Source organism: Kitasatospora sp. NPDC034533 (genome assembly GCF_055575155.1).
Genome location: NZ_JBVITE010000008.1, coordinates 58,404 through 85,377 on the forward strand (window position 1 = coordinate 58,404; position 26,974 = coordinate 85,377).

Consider the following 26,974-nt stretch of genomic DNA (forward strand, 5'->3'; position numbering starts at 1 on the left):
CACCGGACGGCCCGGCCTCGGCGCCCCCTCACCCACCACAGCAACAGCACGTCGCCAGTCGGAGGCAGACCTTGATCCCGTTGTCGTTCGCCCAGCAGCGGCTCTGGTTCATCGAGCAGTTGGAGGGCCCGAGCGCCCTCTACAACACTCCGTTCGCCCTGCGGCTGAAAGGCGAGCTCGACCCCGCCGCCCTCGAAGACGCGCTGGGGGACGTGGTGGACCGGCACGAGGCGCTGCGCACCGTCTTCCCCACCGCCGACGGCCGGCCCCACCAGCACGTCCTCGCCGAGGGGCGCCCGGAGCTGCGCCGCGTCCCGGTGGCCGACGAGGCCGAGCTGCGCGAGCGGCTGCGCACGGACGCCGGGCAGGTCTTCGACCTCGCCTCCGACCTCCCGCTCCGGGCCTGGCTGTACTCCCTCCCCCCGCGGGGCGAGCCTCCCCTGCCGGACGAGCACGTCCTGCTGCTGCTCACCCACCACATCGCCGTGGACGGCTGGTCCCTCGCGCCGCTCCTGCGCGACCTCGCCGAGGCCTACCGGGCCCGGCTGGCCGGCACCGGACCGCGGTGGGAGCCGCTGCCGGTGCAGTACGCCGACTACACCCTCTGGCAGCGCGAACTGCTCGGCGAGGAGGACGACCCGCAGAGCCTCGTCTCCGAGCAACTGACCTACTGGAAAGAGGCGTTGTCCGGCCTGCCGGAGGAGCTGGCGCTGCCCTGCGACCGCCCCCGGCCGGCCTCGGCGAGCCGTCGCGGCGGCACCGTCGAGTTCGAGCTGGACGCCGAACTGCACCGCGCGCTCACCGAGTTGGCCTCCGAGCGGAACGCCAGCCTGTTCATGGCGCTGCAAGCCGCCGTCGCCACCCTCTACACCCGCCTCGGCGCCGGCACCGACCTGCCACTCGGCACCCCGGTCGCCGGACGCACCGACGAAGCCCTGGACGACCTCGTCGGCTTCTTCGTCAACACCCTCGTACTGCGCACCGACACCTCCCCCCGCTCCGCCGGGGACACCCCTGGCGGCGACCCGAGCTTCCGCGAACTGCTCGACCGCGTCCGCCGCACCGACCTCGACGCCTACGACCACCAGGACACCCCCTTCGAGCGCCTGGTCGAACACCTCAACCCCACCCGCACCCCCGCCCGGCACCCCCTCTTCCAGACCGTCGTCACCCTGAACGCCCAGCGGCCCGGCGACCTCCGGTTCGGCGCCGCCACCGCCGTACCGGTCGAAGTCGGCGAGCCCCGGGCCCAGTTCGACCTCAACTTCCACTTCGTCGAGCGGCTCGCCGCCGACGGCGGCTGCCTGGGCGTGCGCGCCGCCGTCGACTACGCGGCCGACCTCTTCGACCACGCCACCGCCCGCTCCCTCGCCGAGCGGCTGCTGCGCGTCCTGCGCGCCGCCGTGGCCGACCCGGAGGCCCCGATCGGCGACATCGAGATCCTCGACCCCGCCGAGCGCGAACGGCTGCTCACCGGCTGGAACGGACCGGTGGCGGACGTCACCGAACTGAGCCTGCCCCGGCTGTTCGAGGCCCAGGCCGCCGCCACCCCCGGGGCCCCCGCCGTGATCTCGGGCACCGAGCGGCTGGACTACGCCGAACTCAACGACCGTGCCAACCGGCTCGCCGCGCTGCTGCTGGCGCGCGGTCTGACCGCCGAACAGCCGGTCGCGGTGCTGATGGAGCGCTCGGCCGCCCTGCTCACCGCCGTCCTCGCGATCGCCAAGGCAGGCGGCACCTACGTCCCGCTGGACGACCGCTACCCGTTGGACCGGCTCCGGCACATCCTCGCCGACACCCGAACCGCCCTGCTGCTGACCGACCCGGCCCACCGGGGCCACCCGGTGCTGGGCCCGCTCCCCGGAGGAGACGGCCGGGCCGACGAGGACGTCACCGGCGTCGAGGTCACCGGCGTCGAAGTCACCGAGGCGCTGCTCGCCGAGGCCCCCGCGGCGGCGAACCCGACGGTGCCGGTGCTGCCCGGCCAGCTGCTGTACGTGATGTACACCTCCGGCTCGACCGGGGTGCCCAAGGGCGTCGCCGTGACCCACCGCAACGTGGTGGACCTGCTGGGCAACCCGCAGTTCCGGGCCGGCCACCACGAGCGGGTGCTGCTGCACTCGCCGACCGCCTTCGACGCCTCCACCACCGAGATCTGGGCGCCGCTGGTCACCGGCGGGGCGGTCGTCCTGGCCGAGCCCGGCGAACTGGACGTCCGGCGCCTCGCCGAGACCGTCACCACCCACCGGGTGACGCTGGTCCAGGCGCCGTCCGGCCTGCTGCGGCTGATGGCCGACGAGGACCCCGCCGCGTTCCGGCACGTCCGGCAGGTGTGGACCGGCGGCGACGTCGTCCCGCCGGAGTCCGTGCGCCGGCTGCTGCGGGCCTGCCCGGACACCGCCGTGGTCGCGGTGTACGCGCCCACCGAGACCACCGCCATCAAGACCACCTTCACCATGAGCGCGGCCGGGTCCGTCCCGGCCGTGGTGCCGATCGGGCGCCCGCTGGCCAACACCAGGCCGTACGTGCTGGACCCCGCGCTGCGGCCGGTACCGGCCGGCGTGGCCGGAGAGCTGTACCTCGCCGGGGCCGGCCTGGCCCGCGGCTACGTCGGCCGGCCCGCCCTGACCGCCGAGCGCTTCGTGGCCTGCCCCTTCGGCGAGCCCGGAAGCCGGATGTACCGCACCGGGGACCTGGTGCGCTGGAGGGCCGACGGCGTCCTGGAGTTCCTCGGCCGGGCCGACGACCAGGTCAAGATCCGCGGCTTCCGGATCGAACCCGGCGAGGTGGAGGCCGCGTTCACCGCCCTGCCGGGCGTCGGCCAGGCGTTCGCCGTGGTCCGCGAGGACCAGCCCGGCGACCAGCGGCTGGTGGTGTACACCACCGGCACCGGCACGCCCGCCGAGCTGCGCGCCGCCGTCGCCGACCGGCTGCCCGGCTACATGCTGCCGGCCGCCGTGGTCGTCCTCGACGCCCTCCCGGTGACCGCCAACGGCAAGGTGGACCGCAAGGCCCTGCCCGTCCCCGACTACACCGGGGCCGGCGAGGGCCGCGCCCCGCGCACCGACACCGAGCGCGCGCTCTACGAACTCTTCGCCGACGTCCTCGGGACGGACCGGATCGGGATCGACGACAGCTTCTTCGACCTGGGCGGCCACTCGCTGCTGGCCGCCAGGCTGGTCGGCCGCATCCGCGGCGCGCTCGGCACCGAGCTGCCCGTCCGGGCACTGTTCGACGCCCCCACCGTGGCCGCCCTCGCCGAGGCACTGCCCGCCCCCGGCGCCGCCCGCCCGCGCCTGCGGCCCGTCGAGCGGCCCGAGCGCGTCCCGCTCTCCCCCGCGCAGCGGCGCCTCTGGTTCATCGACCAGTACGAGGGCCCGAGCGCGCTCTACAACACCCCGTGCGCCCTGCGGCTGACCGGCGAGGTCGACGCACCCGCCCTGGAGCAGGCGGTGCGGGACGTGGTGGCACGGCACGAGGTGCTGCGCACCGTCTACCCGGCCACCGACGGGCAGCCGCACCAGCTGGTCCTGGACGCGCCCCGACTGCCGCTGCGCACCGCCTCGGTGGCCACCGAGGAGGAACTCGCGGCGGCCCTCGCCGAGGCCGGGTCGCAGGTCTTCGACCTGGCCCGCGACCTCCCGGTGCGCGCCACCCTGCTCTCCCTGCCGGGCGACCGGCACGTCCTGCTGCTGCTGACGCACCACATCGCCACCGACGGCCACTCCGTGGGCCCGCTGCTGCGCGATCTCGCCGAGGCCTACCGGGCCCGGCGCGCCGGCACCGCCCCCGACTGGCGGCCGCTGCCCGTCCAGTACGCCGACTACGCCCTGTGGCAGCACGAGCTGCTCGGCACCGACGAGCGGCCCACCGCCCTGCTGACCGGGCAACTCGCCTACTGGCAGGAGGCCCTGGCCGGCCTGCCGGAGGAGCTGGCCCTGCCCTTCGACCGCCCCCGCCCGGCCGCCCCGAGCCGCCGGGGCGCCACGGTGGAACTCCGGCTGGACGCCGAACTCCACACCCGTCTGGTCGAGTTGGCCCAGCAGAGCCGGGCCAGCGTGTTCATGGTGGTGCAGGCCGCGCTGGCCACCACGCTGAGCCGGATCGGCGCGGGCACCGACCTGCCGATCGGCACCGTCGTCGCCGGGCGCACCGACGAGGCCCTGGACGACCTGGTCGGCTTCTTCGTCAACACGCTGGTGCTGCGCACCGACACCTCCCCCCGCTCCGCCGGGGACACCCCTGGCGGTGACCCGAGCTTCCGGGAGCTGGTGGAGCGCGTCCGGCTGACCACCCTGGCGGCCTTCGAGCACCAGGACGTGCCCTTCGAGCGGCTGGTCGAGCTGCTCAACCCGGCACGCTCGACCGCCCGCCACCCGCTGTGCCAGGTGATGCTGACCTCCGGCGGCGAGGCCGGGCAGGCCGACCTCGACGGCCTGCCCGGCCGGGTCGAGCAACTGGAGTCGGGGCTCGCCAAGTTCGACCTGACCTTCGCCTTCGGCGAGAGCTTCGACGCGGCCGGCGCGCCCGCCGGGCTGGGCCTGACCGTCGAGTACGCCGTCGACCTGTTCGACCGGGCCACCGCCGAGGCGACGGCCGCCCGCTTCGAGCGTGTCCTGCGCGCGGTGCTGGCCGATCCGGACCAGCCGGTGGGCCGGGTCGAGGTGCTGGATCCACGGGAGCGCGAGCTGTTGCTCACCGGGTGGAACGACACCGCCCGCCCGATCGCGCCCGCCACCTTCCCCGCGCTCTTCGAGGCGCGGGCCGCCGCCCGTCCCGAAGCCGTCGCGCTCGCCTTCGGCCCCGAGCAGGTCACCTACGGCGAGCTGAACGAGCGCGCCAACCGCCTGGCCCGGCTGCTGACCGAGCACGGCGCGGGCCCCGAGCACTTCGTCGCCATCGCCCTGGAGCGCTCGATCGAGCTGATCGTCGCCCAACTGGCCGTGCTCAAGGCGGGCGCCGCCTTCCTCCCGCTGGACCCGCGCTACCCGGCCGACCGGATCGCCCACATGCTCGGCGACGCCCGGCCCGCCCTGGTCCTCACCAGCGCCGCCCTGGCCGACGGGCCGCTCGCCGGCAGCGCCGTCCCCCGGCTGCTGATCGACGACCTGGACACCTCCGGCCACCCGGCGCACGACCTCACCGGCCGGGCGACCAGCCCGCACTCGGCGGCGTACGTCATCTACACCTCGGGCTCCACCGGCCGCCCCAAGGGCGTGGTGGTCACCCACACCGGCCTGGCGAGCATGGTGGAGAGCCAGCGCGAGGCGTTCGCCGTCACCCCCGACAGCCGGGTGCTGCTGTTCGCCTCGCCGTCCTTCGACGCCGCCGTGTCGGAGCTGGGCATGGCCCTGCTCACCGGCGCCCGCGCCGTCCTCGGCGACGCCGACCAGCTGCTCCCCGGCCCGGCGCTCGCCGAGCTGATCGCCGAACAGGGCGTCACCCACCTCACCCTGCCGCCCACCGCCCTCGCCGTCCTCCCGCCCGATGCCATCCCCGAGGGCGCCACCCTGGTCGTCGCCGGCGAGGCCTGCCCGCCCGACCTGGTCGAGCACTGGTCCGCCCGCACCCGGATGCTCAACGCCTACGGCCCCACCGAGTCCACCGTCTGCGCCAGCATCAGCACCCCGCTCAACGGCCGCGTCAATCCCCCGATGGGCCTGCCGGTGGTCAACACCCGCCTCCACGTGCTCGACTCGAACCTCCAACCCGCCCCGGCCGGAGTCGTCGGCGAGCTGTACATCGCCGGCGCCGGCCTCGCCCGCGGCTACCTGGGCCGACCGGACCTGACCGCCGAGCGCTTCGTCGCCGACCCGTACGGCCCGCCCGGCACCCGGATGTACCGCACCGGCGACCTCGCCCGCCGCCGACCCGACGGCACCCTGGAGTACCAGGGCCGCGCCGACCACCAGGTCAAGATCCGCGGCTTCCGCATCGAACCCGGCGAGATCGAGGCCGCCCTCGCCCGGCACCCCGCCCTCGCCCAGGCGTTCGTCCTGGTCCGCGAGGACCGCCCCGGCGACCGCCGCCTCGTCGGCTACGCCGTCCCCCACCCCGGACAAGACGTCAGCCAGACCGAACTGCGCGCCCACGTCGGCGCCACCCTGCCCGACTACATGGTCCCCTCCGCCGTCGTCCTCCTCGACGCCCTGCCGCTGACCGCCAACGGCAAGGTCGACCGCACGGCGCTGCCGGCCCCCGACGACGCCCGGCCCCGCTCCGGGCGGGCGCCCGCGACGCCCCGCGAGGAACTGCTCCGCGGCCTGTTCGCCGACGTGCTCGGGTTGGAACAGGTCGGCGTGGACGACAACTTCTTCGAGCTGGGCGGGCACTCGCTGCTGGCCGGCCGGCTGGTCGCGGGCCTGCGCGAACTGGTCGGCGAGGACGAACGGATCGGCGTCCGCGCGGTGTTCGAGGCGCCGACCGTCGCCGCCCTGGCCGAACGGCTCGCCCGGGGCCCGGCCGCCGAGACCTTCCCCGTCCTGCTGCCGATCCGCACCCGCGGCGCGCGCCCGCCGCTGTTCTGCGTCCACCCGGCCGCGGGCATCAGCTGGGTCTACACCGGGCTGCTGCGCCACCTCGACGCCGAGCAGCCGATCTACGGCCTCCAGGCCCCCGGCCTGGCCGACCCGGCCGCACGGCCGGCCTCGGTCGAGGAGCTGGCCCGGACCCACCTCGCACGGATCCGCGCCGTCCGCCCCGAGGGCCCGTACGCCCTGCTCGGCTGGTCCTTCGGCGGCGCCGTCGCCCACGCGATCGCCGCGCTGCTGCGCGAACAGGGCGAAGAGGTGCGGCTGTTGGCGCTGCTGGACGCCTACCCGGGCACCGGGGAACCGGCCCCCGAGCGGTGGCGGGACGACGACCCGGCGCAGCTCGCGGAGATCCTCGACTCGCTCGGCCACCCGGCCGCGGAGGTCACCGCCTGGCCCGCCGACGAGGACGGCTACGCCGCGCTCGTGCGGGGCGGCGAGGGCCCGCTCGCCGGCCTCAGCGGCGCCGGGGTGGCCCGGGTGGTCTCGGTGTTCCGGGCCAACGCCGAGCTGTCCCACGCGCTCCCGCTGCCCGGCTACGACGGCGACGCGGTGTTCTTCACCGCCGCCAAGGACCGGCCGGCCGGCGCTCCCGACCCGGAGAGCTGGCGCCCGTACCTGGGCGGCCGGCTCGACGTCCACGAGGTGCCGAGCACCCACGGCGCGATGACGGGCGCCGAGGCGCTCGCCCACATCGGCCCGGTGCTCGCCGCCCGCCTGACGTCCTGATCCGCCCGCCCCACCGACCCCACCACCCCGACCGACCGCAGGTGACCGGCCTGCGCAGCCACCGCGGACCGCATCCGGTCCGCCCACGGAGAAACGGACACCACCATGACCACCGCGTCCATCCCCGACTCCTGGCGCGGCATCACCCCGTCGCCGATCACCTCGACCGACGCCTACAACGGCTTCATCGCCGCGAACGTGATCTTCGCGCTGGACCGGATCGGCCTGCTGGAGGCGATCGGGCGCGGCGAGCCGCTGGCCGCCGCCGAGGCCACCGCCCGCTCCGGCGACACCGCCCGCACCGAGGCCGTGCTGCGCGCCGCCGCCGACTACGGCTACCTCAAGGCCGACGGCGGCGCCTACCTGCCCACCGAGGCGGGCCTGGAGATCGCCGCCGCGCGCGGCTACTTCACCTGGGCCGTCGGCGGCTACCACGACGTGTTCGGGCGCGCCGGCCAGCTGAGCGCCGGCACCCGCCGCTACGGCGAGGACGTCTTCCGCGACGAGGCGATGGTCGCCCTCGGCTCCGCCCAGTGCGACCAGTCGCTGTTCGCCGCGCAGCTGACCGACGTGCTCTCCGGCATCGACTTCCGCACCATCGCCGACCTGGGCTCCGGCACCTCCGCCCGGGTGCGCCGGGTGGTCTCCCAGCGCGAGGGCAGCCGGGGCCTGGGCATCGACATCAGCCGCCCGGCCACCGACATCGCCCGCCGCGAGATCGCCGAGGCCGGGATGGAGGACCGGGTCACCGCCGTGCGCGCGGACGTGCTGGGCCTGCTCGGCACCCAGGTCGACAACGACGCCGAGGCCGCCGAGGTGGCCGAGGTCGACGCCGTGATGAGCTTCTTCCTGCTGCACGACCTGCTGGCCGACCCGGACACCCGCTCCTCGATCTTCACCCGGATGCGGGAGGCCTTCCCCAAGGCCCGCACCTTCGTCCTCGGTGACACCATGCTGCGCGACCCGGGCACCTCCGAGGGCGCCCAGCCGGTCTTCTCGGTCGGCTTCGAGCTGGCGCACGCCATGATGGGCGTGCCGCTGCACACCAAGGCCACCTACGAGGAGCTGTTCACCGGGGCCGGCCTGCGGATCGAGCGCGTCGAGGCGCTGGCCACCCCGCACTCCTGGCTCTACGTGCTCCAGGCCGACTGATGGCCACGGCACCCGCCGGACACCGGCCGGCGCGGAACGAGCACCCGTACCCGCCGCCGTCCGTGCTCGCCGCGCTGACCGCGGCCGCCACCGACCTGCACCGGTACCCGGACCTCCGCCCGGAGCGGACCGCCGGGATCGTCGCCGACCGGCAGGGCGTAGCGGCCGGGCAGGTCGTGGTCGGCCACGGCTCGGCGGGCGTGGCGCTGGGCCTCTTCCACGCGGTGGTCGGGCCCGGCGACAACGGGGTGCACTCGGTGCCCGGCTTCGGCGCCCGTCCGATCTTCCGCGAGTTCACCCGGGCCGGGGCCCGGCCGGTGCCGCTCGGCCCGGACGCCCGGCACGACCTGCCGGCGACGGCCGCGCGGACGGACGGGCTGCGCGCGGCGCCGGAGCGCCTGGGTGCCGATGTCCGCCACCACCCCGGCCAGGGCGTCCGGGTCGGCCTCGGCACGGGGGACGCCAACGACGCGGTGGTCGCCGGCTTCACCGCCGTCGCGCCGCTCGTCCCTCGAAACCTCCCGTCCTCCTCATGAGAGAGCTCCACCGATGACCGACCGTTCCTCTCCCTCCACCGCCCCGGTCCCCGTCGAACTGGACCACGTCGAGTTCCACGTCGCCGACCTGGGCGCCGAAACGACCCGGCTGACCACGGAGTACGGCTTCGAGCCACTCGTCCCGCCGACCGAGCGCGGCGGCGCCGCCGAGCGCTGCCTGTCCGCGCTGGTCGGCCAGGGCTCGATCCGGCTGCTGCTCACCCAGCCGCTGGCCGCCGGACACCCCGCCACCGGCTACCTGGCGCGGCACGGCGACGGCGTGGCCGCCCTGGGCCTGCGGGTGCCGGACGCCGCCGGGGCGTTCCGCACCCTGACCGACCGGGGCGCCACCGCGCTGCGCCCGCCGCTGGCCGAGGACGGCTGCGTCACCGCCGTGGTCGACGCCTTCGGTGACGTGGTGCACACCCTGGTCGAACGCGCCCCGGGCACCCCGGCCGGCCGCATCCCCGGCCTGCCCGACCCGGCCCCGCTGACCGGCGCGGGCACGGTCGGCCTGCGCTCCGTCGACCACTTCGCCGTCCTGGTCCCGTTCGGCGAGCTGCGCTCCACCGAGCGCCGCTACCGCGAGGTCTTCGGCTTCCGGACGGTCTTCGAGGAGCGGGTCGAGGTCGGCGCGCTCGGCATGGACTCGGCGGTCGTGCAGAGCGCCGACCGCAGCGTCACGCTCACCCTGATCGAGCCGCTCGGCGCGGACGCGGGCGGCCAGATCGCCTCCTTCCTGGCCGGCCACGACGGCGCCGGGGTGCAGCACGTCGCCTTCGCCGCCGAGGACGCCGTGCACACCGTCTCCGCCATGGCCGGGCGCGGCGTGCCGTTCCTGCACACCCCTGCGGCCTACTACGACTCGCTGCCGGGACGCCTGACGCCGCTGCGGCACTCCACCGACCGGCTGCGCGAGCTGAACCTGCTGGTCGACCAGGACCACGACGGCCAGCTGTTCCAGATCTTCACCCGCTCCCGGCACCCTCGGCACACCTTCTTCTTCGAGGTGATCGAGCGCATCCGGGCCCGCAACTTCGGCAGCAACAACATCCGCGCCCTCTACGAGGCCGTGGAGCTCCAGCGCGACGCCAGCGGGGTGGCCGGATGAGCGCGCCCGTCCGCAGTGCGCCGCCGGCCGCCGGGGGCCCGGCGCTGTGCGTCGCCGAGTACGCCGAGCGGGCCCGGGCCGTGCTCGCGCCCGAGGTGTGGGAGTGGCTGGAGGGCGGCGCGGAGCGCGAACTGACCCTCGCCGCCAACCGGAACGCCTTCGACCGGGTGGGACTGGTGCCCCGGGTGCTGGCCGACGTCGGCACCCGGGACACCACCGCCACCCTGGTGCGCAGCCGGTCGGCCCTGCCGGTCGCGGTGGCGCCCGTCGCCTACCACCGGCTGTTCCACCCCGAGGGCGAGCTGGCCTCGGCCCGCGCCGCCGCGGCGGCGGGCGTGCCGTTCACCGTCGGCACGCTCAGCAGCGTCGGCTTCGAGGAGCTGGCGGGGACCGGGGCCACCCTCTGGTTCCAGCTGTACTGGCTGCGCGACCGAGGCCGGCTGCTGGAGCTGGTGCGGGCGGCCGAGGCGGCGGGCAGCGAGGCGCTGGTCGTCACCGCCGACGTGCCGTACATGGGCCGCCGGCTGCGCGACGCCCGCAACGCCTTCGCGCTGCCCGGGCACGTCCGCGCCGCGCTGCTGGAGGACGGCGCCGCCGGGCGGGCGCACGAGTCCACCGCCGCCGTCTCCGCGGTGGCCGCGCACACCGCCGAACTGCTCTCCCCCGGTGTCACCTGGGCCGACCTCGACTGGCTGCGCGAGCGGACCGGACTGCCGCTGGTGGTCAAGGGGGTGCTCGACCCGGCGGACGCGCGGCGGGCCGCCGACCTCGGCGCCGCGGCCGTCGTGGTCTCCAACCACGGGGGCCGCCAACTCGACCGCGCGGTGGCCGCGTTGACCGCGCTGCCCGCCGTCGCCGAGGCGCTGGCCGGCCGGGACTGCCAGGTGCTGATGGACAGCGGGGTGCGCGGCGGCTCGGACGTGCTCACCGCGCTGGCCCTCGGCGCGTCCGGGGTGCTGCTCGGGCGTCCGCTGATCTGGGGCCTGGCGGCCGGCGGCGAGGCCGGCTGCGCCGAGGTCCTCGACCTGCTCGCCGCCGAACTGCGGCACGCGCTCGGCCTGGCCGGCTGCGCCGACCTGCGGGCCGCCGCCGGCCTGCGCACCACCCCCCTGCCCGGCCCGACCTGGAGCACCCCGTGACCGCCACCGCCGCACCGGCCGACCTGCTGCTGGCCGGCCTGCACCCCTCCCTCGCCGATCCGGCGATGACCTCGATGAACCTGCTCAACGAGATCTCCATCCGCTACCCGCGGGCCGTCTCCTTCGCGGCCGGCCGCCCGACCGAGCGGTTCTTCGACACCGACGACGTCCACCGCCACCTGGACCGCTACCTCGACCACCTGCGCACCGAGCGCGGACTGACCGAGGAGGCCGCCCGCCGCCAGGTGCTCCAGTACGGGCGCACCAAGGGGATCATCCACGACCTGATCGCCACCCACCTCGCGACCGACGAGGGCATCGAGGTGCCCGCCGAGTCGATCGTGGTCACGGTGGGCTGCCAGGAGGCGATGTTCCTGGTGCTGCGGGCGCTGCGCCGCGGCCGCGAGGACGTGGTGCTGGCCGTCTCCCCCACCTACGTGGGGCTGACCGGCGCGGCGCTGCTGGCCGACCTGCCGGTGCGGCCGGTGGCCGACGGCCCGGACGGCGTGGACCTCGCCGACCTGCGCCGGCAGCTGGCCGCCGCCCGGGCCGGGGGGCTGCGCCCGCGGGCGCTCTACCTGGTGCCGGACGTGGCCAACCCGAGCGGGGCCAGCCTGCCGGTGGAGCTGCGCCGGGAGCTGCTGGCCCTGGCGGAGCGGGAGGACTTCCTGCTGCTGGAGGACAACCCGTACGGCTTCTTCGCCGGCGAGGAGCGGCTGCCCTCGCTCAAGGCGCTGGACACCGGGCGGCGGGTGGTCCACCTCGGGTCCTTCGCCAAGACGGCCCTGCCGGGCGCCCGGGTCGGGTACGTGGTGGCGGACCAGCTGGTGGCGGACGACCGGGGCGCCACGGTGCTGCTCGCCGACCTGCTCGGCATGGTCAAGAGCATGACGACGGTGAACACCTCGCCGATCGCCCAGGCGGTGATCGGCGGCGCGCTGCTGGAGCACGGCCACAGCCTGCGGGCCGCCAACGCCGAGGTGGCCGCGCTCTACCGGCGCAACCTGTCGCTGGTGCTGGAGGGCCTGGCCCGGCGGTTCCCGCCCGGCTGCGGGGTGACGTGGAACGAGCCGCGCGGCGGGTTCTTCGTGGTGCTCACGGTGCCGTGCGTGGTGGACGACGCGCTGCTGGAACTCTCGGCCTCGCGGTACGGGGTGATCTGGACCCCGATGTCGCACTTCCACCCGGGCGCCGGCGGGGAGCACCAACTGCGGCTCTCCGTCAGCCAGGTGGACCCGGCCACCGTCGACCGGGGCCTGGACGCGCTGGCCGAACTCCTCACCGCGCGGTCCTGACCGCCGCCGTCGGGGGCGCGCCGGGCGGGGCGCCCCTAGCGGCCGTCCCTCCCGGCTGCCGCCGGCGCCGTCCGCCCTGTCCGTGGTCGGGGCGGTGGTGCAGAATCGATCACCAGCAATCCACGACCGACCGGGGACACACATGACCGAGCGCTTCGCCGTCCTGGACGAGCTGGCCGCCACGTGGGGCCTGAGCGGTCTCGAACTCGTCGGCAAGGGGCTGGAGTTCAGCGTCTTCCGGGCCCGGGGGCGGGACGGCGGGCCGGTGGCCGTCCGGATCGCGCACCGGCGCTTCGACTCCAACGCCAACGACCCGTACGTGGACACCCGCGACCTGCTGGTCCAGGAGTACACCATCGCCCGGCACCTGGCCGCCCACGGCCTGCCGGTCGCCCGGCCCCGGGAGCTGGTCCTGGGGGACGACCCCGGCTCGCCGGACGTGCTGCTCTCCGACTACGTCGAGGACGACGGCTCGCCGCTCGACTCGTACGCCCTGGGGCAGCTCCTGGCCAGGCTGCACCGGGTGCCTCCGCCGCGGCTGCGGCCGGTCGCGGCGGAGGGCGGTGGCACGGCGCGGGCGCTCGCCGCCCGGACGGCCCGCCGCTGGGCGGAGGTGGGCCGGCTGGTCGCCGACTGGCCCGAGCCGCCGGCCGCCGGCCTGCTGACGGGGCTGACGGCCGGCCTCACCGAGGGCAGCCTGCTCCACCTGGACGTGCGCAGCTCCAACATCCGGCGCGCGCGGGGGCGCGCCACCGCCCTGCTGGACTGGTCGAACGCCCTGCTGGGCACCCCCGCCCTGGAGTTCGGCCGACTGGCCGAGTACGCCCGCTACCCGGAGAACGAACTCGACCCGGCGGCGCTGCGGGAGGGCTACGCGAGCCTCGCCGACGTCCCCGCCGCCGACGACCCGTGCCTCCTCGCCGGCCGCCTGGACGCCGCCCTGATGCTCGCCAACGTGTTCCTCTCGGAGGCCGCCGATCCCACCCGCGGTCCGGCCGCCGCCGCCCACGCCCGCGACCTCGCCGAGCGCCTCGCCCCGTGACGTCGTGCCCCCGCAGGCCCCCGGCACCCGCCGGGGGCCTGCTCGCGTCGCGGCGCGGGATCGGCCACCGCGGGGCAGCGGAAGGCCGGATTCCGGTCGATCGTCCGGCGCGGGGTTGACGGCCAAATTGGTCTATGCCACTTTCTGATCGCGCGGCCCCGACCACCTCCTCCCCCCACCTCGCCGGACCGCGGGTGGGACCGGGCTCCCCTCCGCCGGTGCCGCGCGTCGTCCCCCACGCCAGGAGAGGAACCCCCATGAGCACCCGAACCAACCGCCGGCGCTCCCGCGTCCGCGCGGCGCTCGCCGCCGTCGTCGCCGCCGGGCTCGGCGCCGGCCTGCTCGGCGCGGCCGTGCCCGCGGCGGCCGTCGGCGAGTCGCTCGCCGTGCAGTACCGCAACGGCGGCAGCGGCGGCGCCGAGGCCGCGCCGTGGCTGAAGGTCGTCAACACCGGCTCCGCGCCGGTCGCCCTGAACCAGGTCAAGCTGCGCTACTACTTCAAGGCCGCCACCCCCTCGGCCGTCTACCGCTTCGCCTGCGACTGGGCCGCCCGGGGCTGCGCCAACGTCACCGGCACCTTCGGCACCATCGGCGAGCCGGGCGCCGCCGCCGACCGCTACCTGGAGATCGGCTTCACCGCGGGCGCCGGCACCCTGGCCCCCGGGGCGAGCAGCGAGGACCTGCAACTGCGTTTCCACCGCGCGGACTGGCAGCCCGTGAACCAGGGCGAGGACTACTCCTACGGCGCCGCCCAGAGCGGGTACGCGAACTGGGCGAAGGTCACCGCCGGCGTCGGCGGCGTCCAGGTCTGGGGCACCGCCCCGACCGCGCCGACCCTCCCGGGCGGCGCGGTGCTCTTCGACGACTTCGACTACACCGGGTACGACGACCCGGCGCTCGCCGCCCACGGCTGGAGCGTGCGCTCCGGCGGCGGCGGGCCGGGCGTGTGGGGGGCGAGCTGGGCGCCGGAGAACGTCACCTTCGCCCGGGAGGCCGGGAACGGCGTGATGACCCTGCGGACGACGACCGAGGGGACGGCCGGGTCCACCCGGCAGAGCGAGTTCCACAGCGACGCCATGAAGTTCCGCTACGGCACGTACGCCGCCCGGGTCCGCTTCTCCGACGCCCCGGTGAGCGGGCCCGACGGCGACCACGTGGTGCAGAGCTTCTTCACGATCAACGACCTGACGGCCCCGATGGCCAAGGACTACTCGGAGTACGACTTCGAGTACCTCCCGAACGGCGGCTGGGGCGAGACCTCGAACATCTTCTTCGCCACCTCGTGGGACACCTACGGCCCCGAGGGATCGGTCAACCAGTACACGACGACCCGGAGTTCGCTCGACGGCTGGCACGACCTCGTGCTGACCGTCGACGACACCGGCATCGTCTACTACGTCGACGGGGCCGAGTTCGCCCGCCACGACACCCGCTACCTGCCCGAGCGGCCGATGCTGATCGCCTTCAACCAGTGGCTCACCGACCTCACCGGCCACACCGGCACCGAGGCGCGCGCCTACGAGGAGCAGGTGGACTACGTCCTGCACGTCAAGGACCGGGTGCTGACGCCCGCCCAGGTCGGCGCCGCCGTGGCGGGCTACCGGGCCGCCGGGGTGTCCTTCACCGACTCCGTCCCCGCGCCCTGAACCCGACCACCCACCGGCGCGGCGCCCTCGTCCGGGCGCCGCGGCGGTGGGCAGCCGGGGCCGGCGGTCAGTCCCGGCCCTCGACCAGGACGGCGGGCTCCAGCGGCGAGGCGATCTCCTGCGGCTTGCTGCGCGAGGCCCAGTCGCGGATGCCCATCAGCACCATCACGAAGAAGATGCCGTAGACGATGCCGGAGAAGTACAGCTCGGAGTGGACGGCGAGCGGCACGCCCACCAGGTCGACGGCCAGCCAGAAGAACCAGAACTCCACGTAGCGGCGGGCCTGGCTGTACATGGCGAGGATCGAGCCGACGAAGATCCAGGCGTCGGCGAGGACCATCCACAGCGGCGCGCCGGGGTAGAACGAGGCGTCCGTCCACTTGAGCACCGCGCCGAACGCGGCCGTCCCCAGCGCCATCGCGGCGATCAGCAGGGCGCGCTCCCTGCCGGACGCCCAGCGGACGTTGATCGTGCCCTCCTGCTCGCGGCTGCGCTTCCAGGTCGCCCAGCCCCAGGAGGCCGAGACGATGATCACGATCTGCCGGGCGGCGTTGCCCCCGAGGTGGACGTTCAGACTGGCGATCAGCAGCAGCACCGAGCCGAGGATCTGCACCGGCCAGGCCACCAGCGAGCGCCGCAGCGCCAGCCAGACGGTGGCGAGCGCCAGGATGTTGCCGAGGAAGTCGGACCAGTAGACGGGGAGGCCGAAGAAGCTGAACTGCTCGTTCAGCCAGTGGAATGCGCTCATGACTCACACCTTTGTTCGTGCGGAGCGAGGTGGGGGAAGCCGGTCGGCCCCACCGGAGGTGGGGGAAGCGGGGCCGACCGGGCACGTGGGCGCAGGGCGCACGCGGGGATGCGCGCCGAGCAGGTGAAGGAGGGTGAAGCGTAGGGGTGGTGACGTCGCGTCAGCTGCGGGCGGCGGCGAGGACGAGCCGCCCGTGCGCGGAGTCCAGCAGGGCCTCCGAGCGGCGGACGTCCTCCCGGGCGGCGAGCAGCAGCTCGCCGACGGAGGCGAACCGCTCGGTGTCCCGGATGCGGGCGACGAACCAGAGGTCGACGCGCTCGCCGTACAGGTCGTCCGAAGTGTCGTGGCAGTACACCTCGGTGTGGATCTCGGGGGTGTCGCAGAAGGTGGGGTTGGTGCCGATGCTGACGGTGGCGCGGTGCACGGTGCCGGTCGCCCGGCGCGCCAGCCAGCCGCTGTAGATCGCGGGCGGCGGGACGGACGCGCCCGGGTCGGGGGCGATGTTGGCGGTGGGGAAGCCCAGGCCCCGCCCCCGGCCGGCGCCGTGCACCACGGTGCCGGCCAGGGGGGCCACGGCGCCGGCCGGGGGGTTCGCGGCGCCGGTCAGGGGGTTCGGCGGAGCGTCAGGCATGGGGGCTGAGCTCGCGGAACTGGCTGGTGTGGAAGACCAGCGGCTCCACCCCGGGGAACAGCTCGGAGGTGAGCAGCTCCATCAGGACGATCTCGTGGTCGCCGCCGTCGTACACCGCGCTCACCCGGGCGGTCAGCCACAGGGCCGCCTCGTGGATCAGCACCGCGCCGTCCGCCGTCGCCTGCCAGCCGGCGCCCTCGAAGCGGTCGCCGGCGCGGGAGGCGAGCCGGCGGCAGAGCGCGCCCTGGCCGTGGCTGAGCACGCTCAGCCCCAGCACCGGGGCCTCCAGCAGCCTCGGCCAGGTGGTCGAGGTGCGGGCCACGCTGACGGCGACCATCGGCGGCTCCAGCGAGATGGACACGAAGGAGCTCACCGCGAGGCCGACCGGCTCGCCGTCGCGCAGCGCGCCGAGCGCGACCACCCCGGTGGGGTAGGCGCCGAACGCCTGGCGCAGCACCGCGGCGTTCAGCTCCGCGCGGCTCGGCTCCGCCGGGGTCCGGCCCGCCGGGCCGGGCTCCGCCGGGGCGGCTTGCGCCGGGGCGGGTTCGTGAGTGGGGGTGACCATGGTCGTCGCCGTCCTCTCGTCGCGGGTCGGGCGGGTCAGTGGCGGTACTGGGCGGCCGGGTGGCTGGCCGGCAGGTCCCGGCCGGGGGCGCCGGTCAGCCGCTCGCGCAGCGACTCGCCGGCCGCGTACTCGCCGCGGAAGAGGCCGCGGGAGCGCAGGATCGGCAGCACCGACTCGACGAACTCCGTGGTGGAGGCGGGCTGGACGGTCGGCGAGAGCAGGAAGCCGTCCAGGTCGGCGCCCTCGGCCAGGGCGCAGATCTCGTCGGCGATCTCCTCGGCGGTGCCGACCACCGGCCGGGCGCCGACGCCGTGGGTGTGCCAGTCGGCGAGCACGTCGCCGACGGTCTTGCCGGCGAACCGGGCGACCTGGGTCTGCGACATCTCGGTGGACAGCTCCGACATCGGGGTGTCGGGCGCGTAGGAGGACAGGTCGAGGCCGGTGAACATGGCGTAGCTGGCGACGGTGACCTCGGGGCGCTGGGCGTCCAGGACGCGCTGCCAGCGGCGCTCGGCGTCCGAGGTGGTGGCGCCGACGACGCAGGAGAACGCGGACATCACCTTGACCTCGTCCGCACGGCGGCCGGCCTTCACGGCCTCCTCGCGGATCGCCGCGGTGTGCCCGGCGAGCTGCGGGACGGAGCCGCTGCCGACGAACATGCACTCGCCGTGGCGCCCGCCGACCCGCCGGCCGGCCGGGGAGGCGCCGGCCTGGAACAGCACCGGGGTGCCCTGCGGGGAGCGGGCGGTGTTGCCGTAGCCCTGGGAGCGGAAGTACGGGCCCTCGTGCTCGACCAGGTGGACCTTCGCCGGGTCGGCGAACCGGCCCTCCTTGTCCTTCTCCAGGGCGTCGGCCTCCCAGGCGCCCTCCCAGTACTTGTAGACCAGGTCGAGGAAGTCCTCGGCCATCTCGTACCGGTCGTCGTGCGCCACCATGTCCATGCCGAAGGCCTTGACCGCGGTGTCGGCGGTGCCGGTGGTCACGATGTTCCAGCCGAGGCGCCCGCCGGACAGCTGGTCGAGGGTGGCCAGCCGGCGGGCGAACGCGTACGGCGGCTCCACCAGCACCGAGCCGGTCACCACCAGGCCGAGGTCGGTGGTGCTCGCCAGCAGCGCCGAGGCGATCACGAACGGGTCCAGGCGCGGCAGGTCCAGGGTCTCCTCGGTGGCGATCGGCGGGCGCACGCCGTCGATCTCCGACCAGCCCCAGGCGTCGGCCAGGAAGAGGAAGTCCAGCTTGGCGTCCTCGCAGACCTTCGCGATCTCGCGCCAGTAGCCGAGGGTGTCGAACAGGTGCCGGCGGCTGTCGGGGTGGCGCCAGGTGGCGGTGCCGCTCGCGTTGGTCTGGGCGTTCTCGAACAGGCCGATCTTGAGGTTCCGCATGGGGTGTTCTCCGTTGAACTGGTGGTGCGTGGGGGCGTGGGGCTGGGGGCCGTCGGGGAACGGCGGGGCTTCAGGAGGCGGTGGGGCCCTCGGGGCCGGTGGCGGAGTCGAGCTGCGCCGCGGACGGCATGGAGGACTGGGCGCCGAGGCCGGTGACGGCCAGCGAGGCGGCACGGACGGCGCGTTCGGCGGCGGCGAGCAGGTCCGCGCCCCGGGCGAGGGAGTCGGCGAGGGCGCCGCAGAAGGTGTCGCCGGCGCCGACGGTGTCGACGGCGTCCACGACGGGGGCCGGCACGTGCACGGCCGGGCGGTCCGGCCGCTTGATCAGCGCCCCGTCCGCACCGAGCGTCACCACGACGGCCCGGCAGGGCAGCCCGGCCCGCTCCAGCAGCTCGCGCGCCGCGTCCGGCCCGGCGGGCGGCGGCGCACCGAGCAGGGCGGCGAGTTCACCGAGGTTGGGCACCAGCACGTCGACCGCGGCGAGCACCTCCGGGGCGACCGCCCTGGCCGGGGCCGGGTTGAGGACGACCGTGCCGCCCTGCTCCCGGGCCCGCAGCACCGCGGCGGCTACCACCTCGGCGGCGATCTCGTGCTGCACCAGGACCACCTCGCCCGGCGTCCGGACCAGGCGGGCCGGCAGGTCGGCGACCGACAGCTCGGCGTTCGCGCCCGGGTTGACCACGATGGTGTTCTCCCCGGCGCGGTCGACCACCACCGAGGCGATCCCGGTGGACGCCTCCGGTGCCGGGTGGACCGCCTCGACGTCCACGCCTTCGCCGGCGAGCGCCCGCAGGATGGCCCCGGCGTCCGCGCCGACCCGGGCGACCAGCCGCACCCGGGAGCCGAGCCGGGCCGCCGCGACGGCCTGGTTCGCGCCCTTGCCGCCGACGCCCTCGACGAAGCCCCGCGCGAGCACGGTCTCGCCGGGCCGCGGCAGGTCCTCGACGGTCAGGACGAGGTCGCGGTTGACCGAACCGACGACGGTGATGGCTGGCATCAGCACTGGCATCCGCACTCCCTGGGAGATCGATCTCCCACACTGTGGACCAGGCCCCGGGAACCGTCAAGTACCCTTCGTGCTGCGCATTCCGCCGACCCGCGACCGCCGAGCCCGCCCCGGACCCGACGATCCCCGCCCCCGACCGCGAAGGACCCGCCCACGTGACAGCGCCCCGACTCCTCGACGTGGCCGCGGCCGCCGGCGTCTCCCGCGCCACCGCCTCACGCGTCCTGGCGGGCACCCCGCGCAACGTCGACCCCGAGCTCGCCCGCCGGGTCGAGGAGGCCGCCCGGCGCCTGGGCTACCGGATCAACCACTCCGCCCGGGCGCTGCGCACCGGCTCCACCGGCACCATCGGCGTGGTCGTCCCCTCGCTCGCCAACCCGTACTTCGTCCAGCTCGCCGACGCGATAGCCCAGCAGGTCCGGGCCGCCGGCGGGCAGCTGGTGGTCTCCGACGCCGCCAACGACACCGCCATCGAGGCCGAGCAGATCGAGACCCTGCTCGGCGGCCGGGTCGACGGCCTGCTCGTCGTCCCCGTCTCGGCCGGCGCGTCCGGCGCCGCCGTCCGGGCCGCCGCCAAGCGCGCCCCCGTCGTCCTCTTCGACCGCTGGGCCACCGGCTCCGGGACGGTCGCCGTCACGCTCGACAACGCCGCCGCGATGCGCCTGCTGCTCGACCACCTCGAAGGCCTCGGCCGCCACCGGATCGCCCTGGTCGCCGCCGACCAGGCCTCCTCCTCGGGCGCGGAACGCCTCGCGGCCTTCACCGAGGCCCGCGGCGCCGACGCCACCACCGTGCTGCTGCCCAGCTTCACCACCGACGCGGGCCGCACGGCGGGCCGGCGCATCGCGCAGCGGCACGACCGGATCGACGCCGTGGTCTGCGGCGCGGACGTCCTCGCCGTCGGGCTGGTCAGCACCCTGCAGCGCTCGGCGGTCTCCGTCCCCGGGCAGATCGCCGTCACGGGCTTCGACGACACCGAGATCCTCGAACTCCTCGACCCTCCGATCACCTCCATCCGCCACCCGCTCACGGCGATGGCCGAGCGCGCTCTGACGCTCCTTCAGTCCCCTTCCCGGGAGCGGGCGGAGGGCGTGGAGCGGTTCGCCCCGAAGCTGGTGGTGCGCGCCTCCACGGACGCGAGCGCCTGAACCCGGACCGGAATGTGACGGAGCGTCGGATGTCTCAGCCGCGGTGCCGGGCACCGCTCGGCTTGCGGCGCATCCGCACCACGACCCAGCGGCCGACGACCAGCAGCCCCACCGCCACCACACCCTTGGACACCCAGCCCCCGTACTCCTCCACCAGCGTCCAGTTGTCGCCCAGCCAGTAGCCCAGCAGCACGAACACGGTGTTCCAGATCAGGCTGCCGGCGGCGGTCATGAGGGTGAAGGCCACCAGCGACATGCGCTGGATCCCGGCCGGTACCGAGATGAGGCTGCGCACCACCGGCACCATGCGGGCGATGAACACGGCCTTGCGGCCGTGCCGCTGGAACCACGCGTCGGCCTTGTCGACCTCGTGGGCGCTGAGGAGGGGGAGACGCTCGGCGATGGCACGGGTCCGCTCGATGCCCAGGAGCGCGCCCGCGGCGTACACGATCCAGGAGCCGACGACGGAGCCGACCGTGGTCCAGACGATGACGGCCGGCAGGCTCAACTCGCCCCGCCCGGCCGCGAAACCGGCGACCGGGAGGATGATCTCGCTGGGGATGAACGGCAGGACAGTGTCGACCAGGTTGGTCAGACCGGCGCCCACGGCGCCGAGGGTGGACATCACGTCGACGGCCCATCCGGCGACACCACCCACGGGCTCGGCGGAAGCGGAGCCGGTGGCGGTGGAGACGGCGGAGAGCGAGGCGGTGGCCAAGGTTGCGATCATGCCCTCGACGCTAGAAGCCGGGCCGGGACGCCACCATGCGGTCGACCGCCCGGCCACCCTGCGGTTTTCCGCACCCCCGCCCGGAACGGCCCCGCCCGGGGCGACGAACGGGCCGCCGTCCCGGACAGGGGATGCCGGATCGACCGGCGTGGCTCGGCGGGGCCGGAGCTGCCCGGCGACGCACGCCGGCCGGCCGGGGAGCACCGGCCGCGCCGCCAGGGCCCGCCCGGCCCCGCGACGCGTCGACCGGACCGGCTGGGCCGGTCCGGTCGACGGTGGGCCCGGCCCCGGAGCCGCCGCCCCTACACCCGGACGTCGCGGGCCAGGGCCGCCACGCGCTCCACCGTGGGCTCGGCGAGCAGCTTGGGCAGCTCGGCCATGAAGGCGGCCTCCTGGTCCTTGGTCAGCAGCTCCCGGCAGACGGCCGCGAGCATGCCGAGCAGCGACACGGAGTCCCCGCCGAGGTGGTGGAAGTCCGACTGGACCTCCATCCGGGAGCGCTCCGCCCCCAGGGTGCGCGCCCAGATGTCGGCCACGGCCTCCTCGGTCGGGTCCATCGGGGCGAGCGGTTCCCCGCCGGAGGGCGCGGCGGGCGACTGCCCGGCGAACGGGTCCGGCAGCGCCTTCAGGTCGACCTTGCCGCTCACCGTGTAGGGCAGTTCCGTCACCATCGTGATGGCGGCGGGCACCATGTACGGGGGCAGCACCCCGGTCAGGTGATCGGTCAACTCATCGGGCGTGACGGCCGAGTTGGTCAGGGCGTAGCCGTACAGGGCCTTGCCCGACCCCCCGGCCCGGCTCCGGGCGACCACCACGGCCCGGTCCACCGCCGGGTGGTCCTCCAGGGCCTGGGCCACCTCGGCCGGCTCCACCCGGTGGCCGCGCACCTTGACCTGGTCGTCGATCCGTCCCACGCACTCGATCTCGCCCGAGGGCAGCACCCGGGCCAGGTCGCCGGTGCGGTAGACCCGGCTGCCGTCGGCGAGGTGGACGAAGCGCTCGCGGTCGAGCTCGGGGCGGCCGAGGTAGCCGCGGGCGAGCTGGGCGCCGCCCAGGTACATCTCCCCCGTCTCGCCCGGGGCGACGAACCGGCCGTCCGCGTCGAGCAGGTGCACCGTGGTGTTGTCCGCCGGCAGTCCGATCGGCACCACGGCGGCGCCGCCGTCCCGTTCGGGGTCGAAGGTGTGCGCGGTGCAGCCGATGGTGGCCTCGGTCGGCCCGTACTCGTTGATGATCCGGCAGTCGGGCCCGAACATCTCCTGGGCCCGGGCGGCGACCTCCACCCGCAGCTGCTCGCCGATGACGATCACCGTGCGGTACCCGGTGGGCGACAGGTCGAGCCCGCCGATCAGGTCGAGGTGGGAGGGGGTCAGGTTGAGCGCGTTGGCGCCCGACTCCTCCAGCAGCCGGCGCAGCGAGAGGTGGTTGGGGTCCTCCGGCATCAGGATCACCCGGCCGCCCGCCAGCAGCGGCAGGAAGACGGAGGTGCCGGTGACGTCGAAGGAGGGCGAGGTCACCAGCGGCAGCCGGGTGTCCTCGTCCACGTCGAAGGCGCGCAGCCCCCAGTGGACGTAGTTGACCAGGTTCCGGTGCTCGATCTGCACGCCCTTGGGGCGCCCGGTGGAGCCCGAGGTGTAGATGACGTAGGCCAGGTCCCCGGGGGCGACGGCGGCGTCCTGCCAGTCCTTCGGCGCGGCGCCCTCCACGGCGAGGTCGTCCAGGAGCAGCGGCTCGCAGCCCGCCGGGAAGCACCCGCGGACGTCGTACGGCCGCTCCACCAGGCAGTGGGTGCAGCCCGCGTCGGTCAGCAGGTCGGCCAGGCGCGCGTCCGGGTGCCGGATGTCCAGCGGGAGGTAGCAGGCCCCGGCCCGCAGCACGCCCCACGTCGCGGCGATCGAGGCCACCGTGCGGCCGGCGAGCAGTCCGACCACGTCGCCGGCGCCGACGCCCCGCGCGCGCAGGTCGGCGGCGACCGCGTCGGCACGGCGGCTCAGCTCCCCGTAGCTGACCTCGCCCTCGGGGCCGCTGAGGGCGATCCGCTCCGGGGTGCGCTCGGCCTGCTCCCGGAACAGCTCGACCACCGAGCGCTCGGAGGGCAGCGGGCGCTCGGTGCGGTTGCCCTCCCACTGCCGGTGCGCGCGCGGGGAGAGCGCCTCCTCGATGGTGTCCAGGACGGCGTCGGCCCGCTCCGCCAGACCGGGCCCGTCGTGCCAGGCCACCGTGACCTCGGTGCGGCCCGCGCTCTCCAGCAGGTTGACCTCCAGCGGGCCCCCGGGGCCCGTGGTGCCCAGCGGGTAGACCGCGTCCGCCCGGAAGCCTCCCGCGTGGAAGTCGGCCAGGGCGACGTTGCCCATGTGGGAGACGTACGCGAGGCTGTTGTACCGGTTCTTCCTGGCCGCGAAGAAGTCGATCCCGGCGTTGACCAGGCGCATCACCGGCAGCGGCGTGCGCAGGATCGAGTCGGGGAACTGCGGGGCCAGTTCGGCGTCGGCGGCGAGCAGGGTGAGCAGCCGCTGCTGCACCTCCTGCCAGCCGTCGCCGGCCTCGACGTGGAGTTGGACCGCGCGGGCCAGCGAGGCGGTGGAGCGCAGCTCCGGACGGTGCCGGCGCAGGTCGACGGGGACGAAGAAGCGCCCGCGCCCGGAGCCGTACGACGTCGCCAAGGCCGCAGCCACCTTGGCGGTCGCCGCCGGGTGGCGGCCGTCGACGGCCCGGCGGCGCCAGAGCACCCCGGAGGAGCCCGGTGAGCGGCGGCCGAGCAGCGGCGCCCACTCCAGCTTCGGGTTGGGCGGGGCCGGCGGCAGGCCGTCCGGCCGGTCGAGCCCCTGGATCAGCTCGCTGTCGTTGAGCCGGGAGTCCGCGCCGAGCGGCTCCTCGCCGCGCAGCGCCCGGAACACGTCCGCCGCCCACTGGAGCAGACCGCGCCCGTCGGTGATGCCGTGGAAGGCACGGAACACCACGGTGGAGCGCTCTCCGGGCACCAGCAGCACCTCGCAGGCTCCGCTGCCGGCGTCCAACGGGCGTTGCAGAGCGGGTGATCGGAGCAGGTCGCCGGCGGCGTCGAGCACCCGGACGGGCGGGGGCGTGCCCCGGTCCACCCAGTGCCTGCCCTGGCGGACCAGCCGCATTCCGGGGGACGCCTGCGCGGCGGCATCGACCGCGCGAACGAGCTGGTCCCTGGTCAGTTCTCCTTCGCCCTCGACCACATGGGCGACGCAGTGACCGGGCCCCATGGCCAGGAACACCCACTCCATCGGGGAGACGTTGCGGGTGTAGGGCCGGGCGCCGGGGGAGCTTCGAGCCCGCGGGCCCGGTAGTGAGTCTCCGCCTGGTTGAGTACTCAAGATTGATCACACTCTTTTCATGGCCCGGTCAACATCACCGTGCGCGGCCAAGTAGTATGTCGGTAGCCACGCGTGACGATGTCGGCACCCGAAGTGCGCCGGGGTGCCGTCCCGCTGGCTAACCCCGGACGCTATGACCTCGCACCGGGCCCGAGTACCCCTCATCCCCCCTACGTACAGCGGGTGTTCAACTCGACACGCCCGGGCGCCCGTTCGGCCGATTCGGCCGGACGGGCGCCCGGGCTCGGATGTCCGGGCTCAGGCGTCCTCGCTCAGGCGTTGAGGTACGCGAGGACCGCCAGCACACGCCGGTTGCTGTCGCTGTCCGGCGGCAGCATGAGCTTGCCGAAGATGTTCGAGATGTGCTTGGCCGCCGCGCCCTCGGTGATGAACAGGCGCTGCGCGATGGCGGTGTTGGAGCAGCCCTCGGCCATCAGCTCCAGGACGCTGCGCTCCCGCGCGGTGAGCGCGCCGAGCGGTTGGTCCCGCGCGTGGCTGACCATCAGCTGGGCGACCACCGCCGGGTCCATCGCGGTGCCGCCGGCGGCGACCCGGCGGATCGCGTCGATGAACTGCTCGTTGTCGAAGACGCTGTCCTTGAGCAGGTAGCCGATGCCGCCGGTGCCGTCGGCGAGCAGTTCCCTGGCGTACATCTGCTCCACGTGCTGGGAGAGCACCAGGATCGGCAGCTTGGGGATCTCGCGCCGGGCCTGGAGGGCGGCCTTGAGGCCCTCGGTGGTGAAGGTCGGCGGCAGCCGGACGTCGACGATCAGGATGTCGGGCCGGTGCTCGGCCGCGGCGGCCAGCAGGTCGGGGCCGTTGTCGACGGCCGCCACGGTCTCGAAGCCGTAGGCGTCGAGGAGTTGGATCAGCCCCTGCCTCAGGAGGAAGAGGTCTTCAGCGAGGACAACACGCACGGTATCTCCATCTTGATCGCGGTCGGGCCGCCCAGCGGGCTGCTGATGTCGAGGGTTCCGTCGAAGGTGGCCAGCCGCCGGCGGATGCCGTGCAGCCCGGTCCCCTTGGTGGCGTCGGCGCCGCCGCGGCCGTCGTCGGTGACCCAGGCGCGCAGGACGGCGCCGTCGTGCCAGGCGCTGACCTCGACGTGCTCGGCGTCGGAGTACTTCAGGGCGTTGGTCAGCAGCTCCGACACCGCGAAGTACAGGGCTGACTCGAGCGGCGGCGGCGCCTCGCCCGGGATGCTCACCCGCACCTCGACCTGGAGCGGGCTGGCCAGGCCCAGGGCGCGCAGGGCGTCGGCCAGGCCGCGCTCGGCGAGGATCGGCGGGTGGATGCCGCGCACCAGGTCGCGCAGTTCGCGCAGCGCCGCGACGGAGGAGGTGCGGGCGTCGCGCAGCAGCCTGCGGGCCTCGTCGGACTCGCCCACGAGGTGGCGTTCGAGCGCCCCGAGGGTCAGTCCGAGGGCGACCAGCCGGGCCTGGGCGCCGTCGTGCAGGTCGCGTTCGATCCGGCGCAGTTCGGCGGCGGCCGCGTCCAGGGCGCCGGTGCGGGTCTCGGCCAGGTGCTGGACCCGCAGGGCGAGGCGGGAGCTCTCGGTGGGGCCGAGCAGCAGCCGGCTGAAGAGCGCGTGCACGGTGAGGAAGAGCGGGCTGAACCAGGCCCAGGCGACGAAGAGCGCCGTCGCCGCCAGCGCGGCCAGGGCGGCGGTGGGGTAGCTGTCGACCGGGACGAAGAAGTACTCGCGTCCGGTGCCCTGCGCCCGGAGGACGGGCCGCCAGAGGCCGAACGCCAGGGCGAATCCTTCGAGGACGTAGTAGAGCACCACGGCGGGCAGGAAACCGATCATGCCGACGACCGAGTTGAGCAGCAGCCAGAGCAGGTCCCGCCAGGTGGCCTGATCGGTCAGAATCCATTTGCAGCGGCGGATCCAGCCGACGATGTCCTTCTCGAACTCGTCGGGTTCCGGCTGGTAGGGAACGGCGATCTCGATTCCCGATCGGGCGGCCACCCGCCGGTTGGCGTTGCACAGCCAGCGGACCCACTTGGTCACGATCGGCAGCACCATCGCGCCGATGCCGATGACGAACAGGATCACGAAATAGGCGGTGATCAGGAACAGGCAGATCGAGAGCATGGCGCCCATCGCGATCAGCACCCCGACCACCAGTTCGGTGCCGGCCCGGCTGAGCCGGGCGGGGAACTCCCGCAGGCGGTTCCCGAGGCTCAACCGGACGCGCAAGGTCCCTCCCCGCGGGATATCGCCCGGCGCGACAATGCCC

17 protein-coding genes and 1 pseudogene are annotated in these 26,974 nt (G+C 75.0%); 9 read left to right on the top strand and 9 right to left on the bottom strand.

From position 1 onward, the window contains the following. Positions 1-71 precede the first annotated feature (71 nt). The 8 genes and pseudogenes from ACZ55U_RS08465 to ACZ55U_RS08500 all read left to right on the top strand — a co-directional run. Positions 72-7,259, top strand: a pseudogene (locus ACZ55U_RS08465) (amino acid adenylation domain-containing protein); the annotation flags it as partial. A 105-nt stretch (positions 7,260-7,364) separates the two neighbouring features. Next, positions 7,365-8,411 (top strand): SAM-dependent methyltransferase, encoded by a 1,047-nt coding sequence (locus tag ACZ55U_RS08470; protein ID WP_465523789.1) that lies wholly within the window; start codon positions 7,365-7,367, stop codon positions 8,409-8,411. Further along, a complete protein-coding gene (locus ACZ55U_RS08475) occupies positions 8,411-8,947 on the top strand; it encodes a hypothetical protein (protein ID WP_465523791.1) in 537 nt (178 codons plus the stop codon). The genes ACZ55U_RS08470 and ACZ55U_RS08475 overlap by 1 nt, the downstream gene beginning before the upstream one ends. Positions 8,948-8,960: 13 nt before the next feature. Beyond that, a complete protein-coding gene (gene hppD, locus ACZ55U_RS08480; protein ID WP_465523793.1) occupies positions 8,961-10,058 on the top strand; it encodes a 4-hydroxyphenylpyruvate dioxygenase in 1,098 nt (365 codons plus the stop codon). Continuing rightward, the gene (locus tag ACZ55U_RS08485) at positions 10,055-11,197 is read left to right on the top strand and encodes an alpha-hydroxy acid oxidase (protein WP_465523795.1); all 1,143 of its coding nucleotides are present in this window, start codon (positions 10,055-10,057) and stop codon (positions 11,195-11,197) included. Before hppD ends, ACZ55U_RS08485 begins: the two co-directional genes overlap by 4 nt. Before the next feature lie 65 nt (positions 11,198-11,262). Then, entirely contained in the window at positions 11,263-12,492 is a 1,230-nt protein-coding gene (locus tag ACZ55U_RS08490; RefSeq protein WP_465523933.1) for an aminotransferase-like domain-containing protein, read from the top strand. A gap of 142 nt (positions 12,493-12,634) precedes the next feature. After that, a complete protein-coding gene (locus tag ACZ55U_RS08495) occupies positions 12,635-13,534 on the top strand; it encodes a phosphotransferase family protein (RefSeq protein WP_465523797.1) in 900 nt (299 codons plus the stop codon). A gap of 257 nt (positions 13,535-13,791) precedes the next feature. After that, the gene (locus ACZ55U_RS08500) at positions 13,792-15,180 is read left to right on the top strand and encodes a cellulose binding domain-containing protein (RefSeq protein WP_465523799.1); all 1,389 of its coding nucleotides are present in this window, start codon (positions 13,792-13,794) and stop codon (positions 15,178-15,180) included. Positions 15,181-15,247: 67 nt separating this feature from the next. Here ACZ55U_RS08500 and pnuC read toward each other — a convergent pair whose 3' ends face one another. The 5 genes from pnuC to ACZ55U_RS08525 form a co-directional block, all read right to left on the bottom strand. Further along, positions 15,248-15,928 (bottom strand): nicotinamide riboside transporter PnuC, encoded by a 681-nt coding sequence (gene pnuC, locus ACZ55U_RS08505; RefSeq protein WP_465523801.1) that lies wholly within the window; start codon positions 15,926-15,928, stop codon positions 15,248-15,250. Between the two features lie 160 nt (positions 15,929-16,088). After that, on the bottom strand, positions 16,089-16,559 hold the full coding sequence (locus tag ACZ55U_RS08510) for a riboflavin kinase (RefSeq protein WP_465523803.1): 471 nt from the start codon (positions 16,557-16,559) through the stop codon (positions 16,089-16,091). Then, a complete protein-coding gene (locus ACZ55U_RS08515) occupies positions 16,552-17,124 on the bottom strand; it encodes a flavin reductase family protein (protein ID WP_465523805.1) in 573 nt (190 codons plus the stop codon). Before ACZ55U_RS08515 ends, ACZ55U_RS08510 begins: the two co-directional genes overlap by 8 nt. Before the next feature lie 35 nt (positions 17,125-17,159). Then, the gene (locus ACZ55U_RS08520) at positions 17,160-18,506 is read right to left on the bottom strand and encodes an NtaA/DmoA family FMN-dependent monooxygenase (protein WP_465523807.1); all 1,347 of its coding nucleotides are present in this window, start codon (positions 18,504-18,506) and stop codon (positions 17,160-17,162) included. A 70-nt stretch (positions 18,507-18,576) separates the two neighbouring features. Next, a complete protein-coding gene (locus ACZ55U_RS08525; RefSeq protein WP_465523809.1) occupies positions 18,577-19,515 on the bottom strand; it encodes a ribokinase in 939 nt (312 codons plus the stop codon). 152 nt (positions 19,516-19,667) lie between these two features. On the opposite strand from ACZ55U_RS08525, the gene ACZ55U_RS08530 reads away from it, so the two are divergent. Next, positions 19,668-20,660 (top strand): LacI family DNA-binding transcriptional regulator, encoded by a 993-nt coding sequence (locus tag ACZ55U_RS08530; RefSeq protein WP_465523811.1) that lies wholly within the window; start codon positions 19,668-19,670, stop codon positions 20,658-20,660. Positions 20,661-20,694: 34 nt separating this feature from the next. On the opposite strand, the gene ACZ55U_RS08535 is transcribed toward ACZ55U_RS08530, so the two are convergent. The 4 genes from ACZ55U_RS08535 to ACZ55U_RS08550 all read right to left on the bottom strand — a co-directional run bounded on the left by ACZ55U_RS08535 (position 20,695) and on the right by ACZ55U_RS08550 (position 26,934). Then, positions 20,695-21,390: a DedA family protein gene (locus ACZ55U_RS08535; protein WP_465523813.1), complete on the bottom strand. Its 696-nt coding sequence runs from the start codon at positions 21,388-21,390 to the stop codon at positions 20,695-20,697. A 302-nt stretch (positions 21,391-21,692) separates the two neighbouring features. Further along, positions 21,693-24,644, bottom strand: a complete 2,952-nt coding sequence (locus ACZ55U_RS08540) for a non-ribosomal peptide synthetase (protein WP_465523815.1) — start codon at positions 24,642-24,644, stop codon at positions 21,693-21,695. Positions 24,645-25,006: 362 nt separating this feature from the next. Continuing rightward, positions 25,007-25,651 (bottom strand): response regulator, encoded by a 645-nt coding sequence (locus ACZ55U_RS08545; RefSeq protein WP_465523817.1) that lies wholly within the window; start codon positions 25,649-25,651, stop codon positions 25,007-25,009. After that, positions 25,615-26,934, bottom strand: coding sequence for a sensor histidine kinase (locus ACZ55U_RS08550; protein ID WP_465523819.1), 1,320 nt, complete (start codon positions 26,932-26,934; stop codon positions 25,615-25,617). Before ACZ55U_RS08550 ends, ACZ55U_RS08545 begins: the two co-directional genes overlap by 37 nt. Positions 26,935-26,974 lie beyond the last annotated feature (40 nt).

Coding starts and splice junctions, on each gene's coding strand:
- ACZ55U_RS08470 (WP_465523789.1), top strand. CDS start 7,365: ATGACCACCGCGTCCATCCCCGACTCCTGGCGCGGCATCACCCCGTCG.
- ACZ55U_RS08520 (WP_465523807.1), bottom strand. CDS start 18,506: ATGCGGAACCTCAAGATCGGCCTGTTCGAGAACGCCCAGACCAACGCG.
- ACZ55U_RS08495 (WP_465523797.1), top strand. CDS start 12,635: ATGACCGAGCGCTTCGCCGTCCTGGACGAGCTGGCCGCCACGTGGGGC.
- ACZ55U_RS08510 (WP_465523803.1), bottom strand. CDS start 16,559: ATGCCTGACGCTCCGCCGAACCCCCTGACCGGCGCCGCGAACCCCCCG.
- ACZ55U_RS08525 (WP_465523809.1), bottom strand. CDS start 19,515: ATGCCAGTGCTGATGCCAGCCATCACCGTCGTCGGTTCGGTCAACCGC.
- ACZ55U_RS08475 (WP_465523791.1), top strand. CDS start 8,411: ATGGCCACGGCACCCGCCGGACACCGGCCGGCGCGGAACGAGCACCCG.
- ACZ55U_RS08490 (WP_465523933.1), top strand. CDS start 11,263: ATGACCTCGATGAACCTGCTCAACGAGATCTCCATCCGCTACCCGCGG.
- ACZ55U_RS08535 (WP_465523813.1), bottom strand. CDS start 21,390: ATGATCGCAACCTTGGCCACCGCCTCGCTCTCCGCCGTCTCCACCGCC.
- pnuC (WP_465523801.1), bottom strand. CDS start 15,928: ATGAGCGCATTCCACTGGCTGAACGAGCAGTTCAGCTTCTTCGGCCTC.
- ACZ55U_RS08540 (WP_465523815.1), bottom strand. CDS start 24,644: ATGGAGTGGGTGTTCCTGGCCATGGGGCCCGGTCACTGCGTCGCCCAT.
- ACZ55U_RS08485 (WP_465523795.1), top strand. CDS start 10,055: ATGAGCGCGCCCGTCCGCAGTGCGCCGCCGGCCGCCGGGGGCCCGGCG.
- hppD (WP_465523793.1), top strand. CDS start 8,961: ATGACCGACCGTTCCTCTCCCTCCACCGCCCCGGTCCCCGTCGAACTG.
- ACZ55U_RS08515 (WP_465523805.1), bottom strand. CDS start 17,124: ATGGTCACCCCCACTCACGAACCCGCCCCGGCGCAAGCCGCCCCGGCG.
- ACZ55U_RS08500 (WP_465523799.1), top strand. CDS start 13,792: ATGAGCACCCGAACCAACCGCCGGCGCTCCCGCGTCCGCGCGGCGCTC.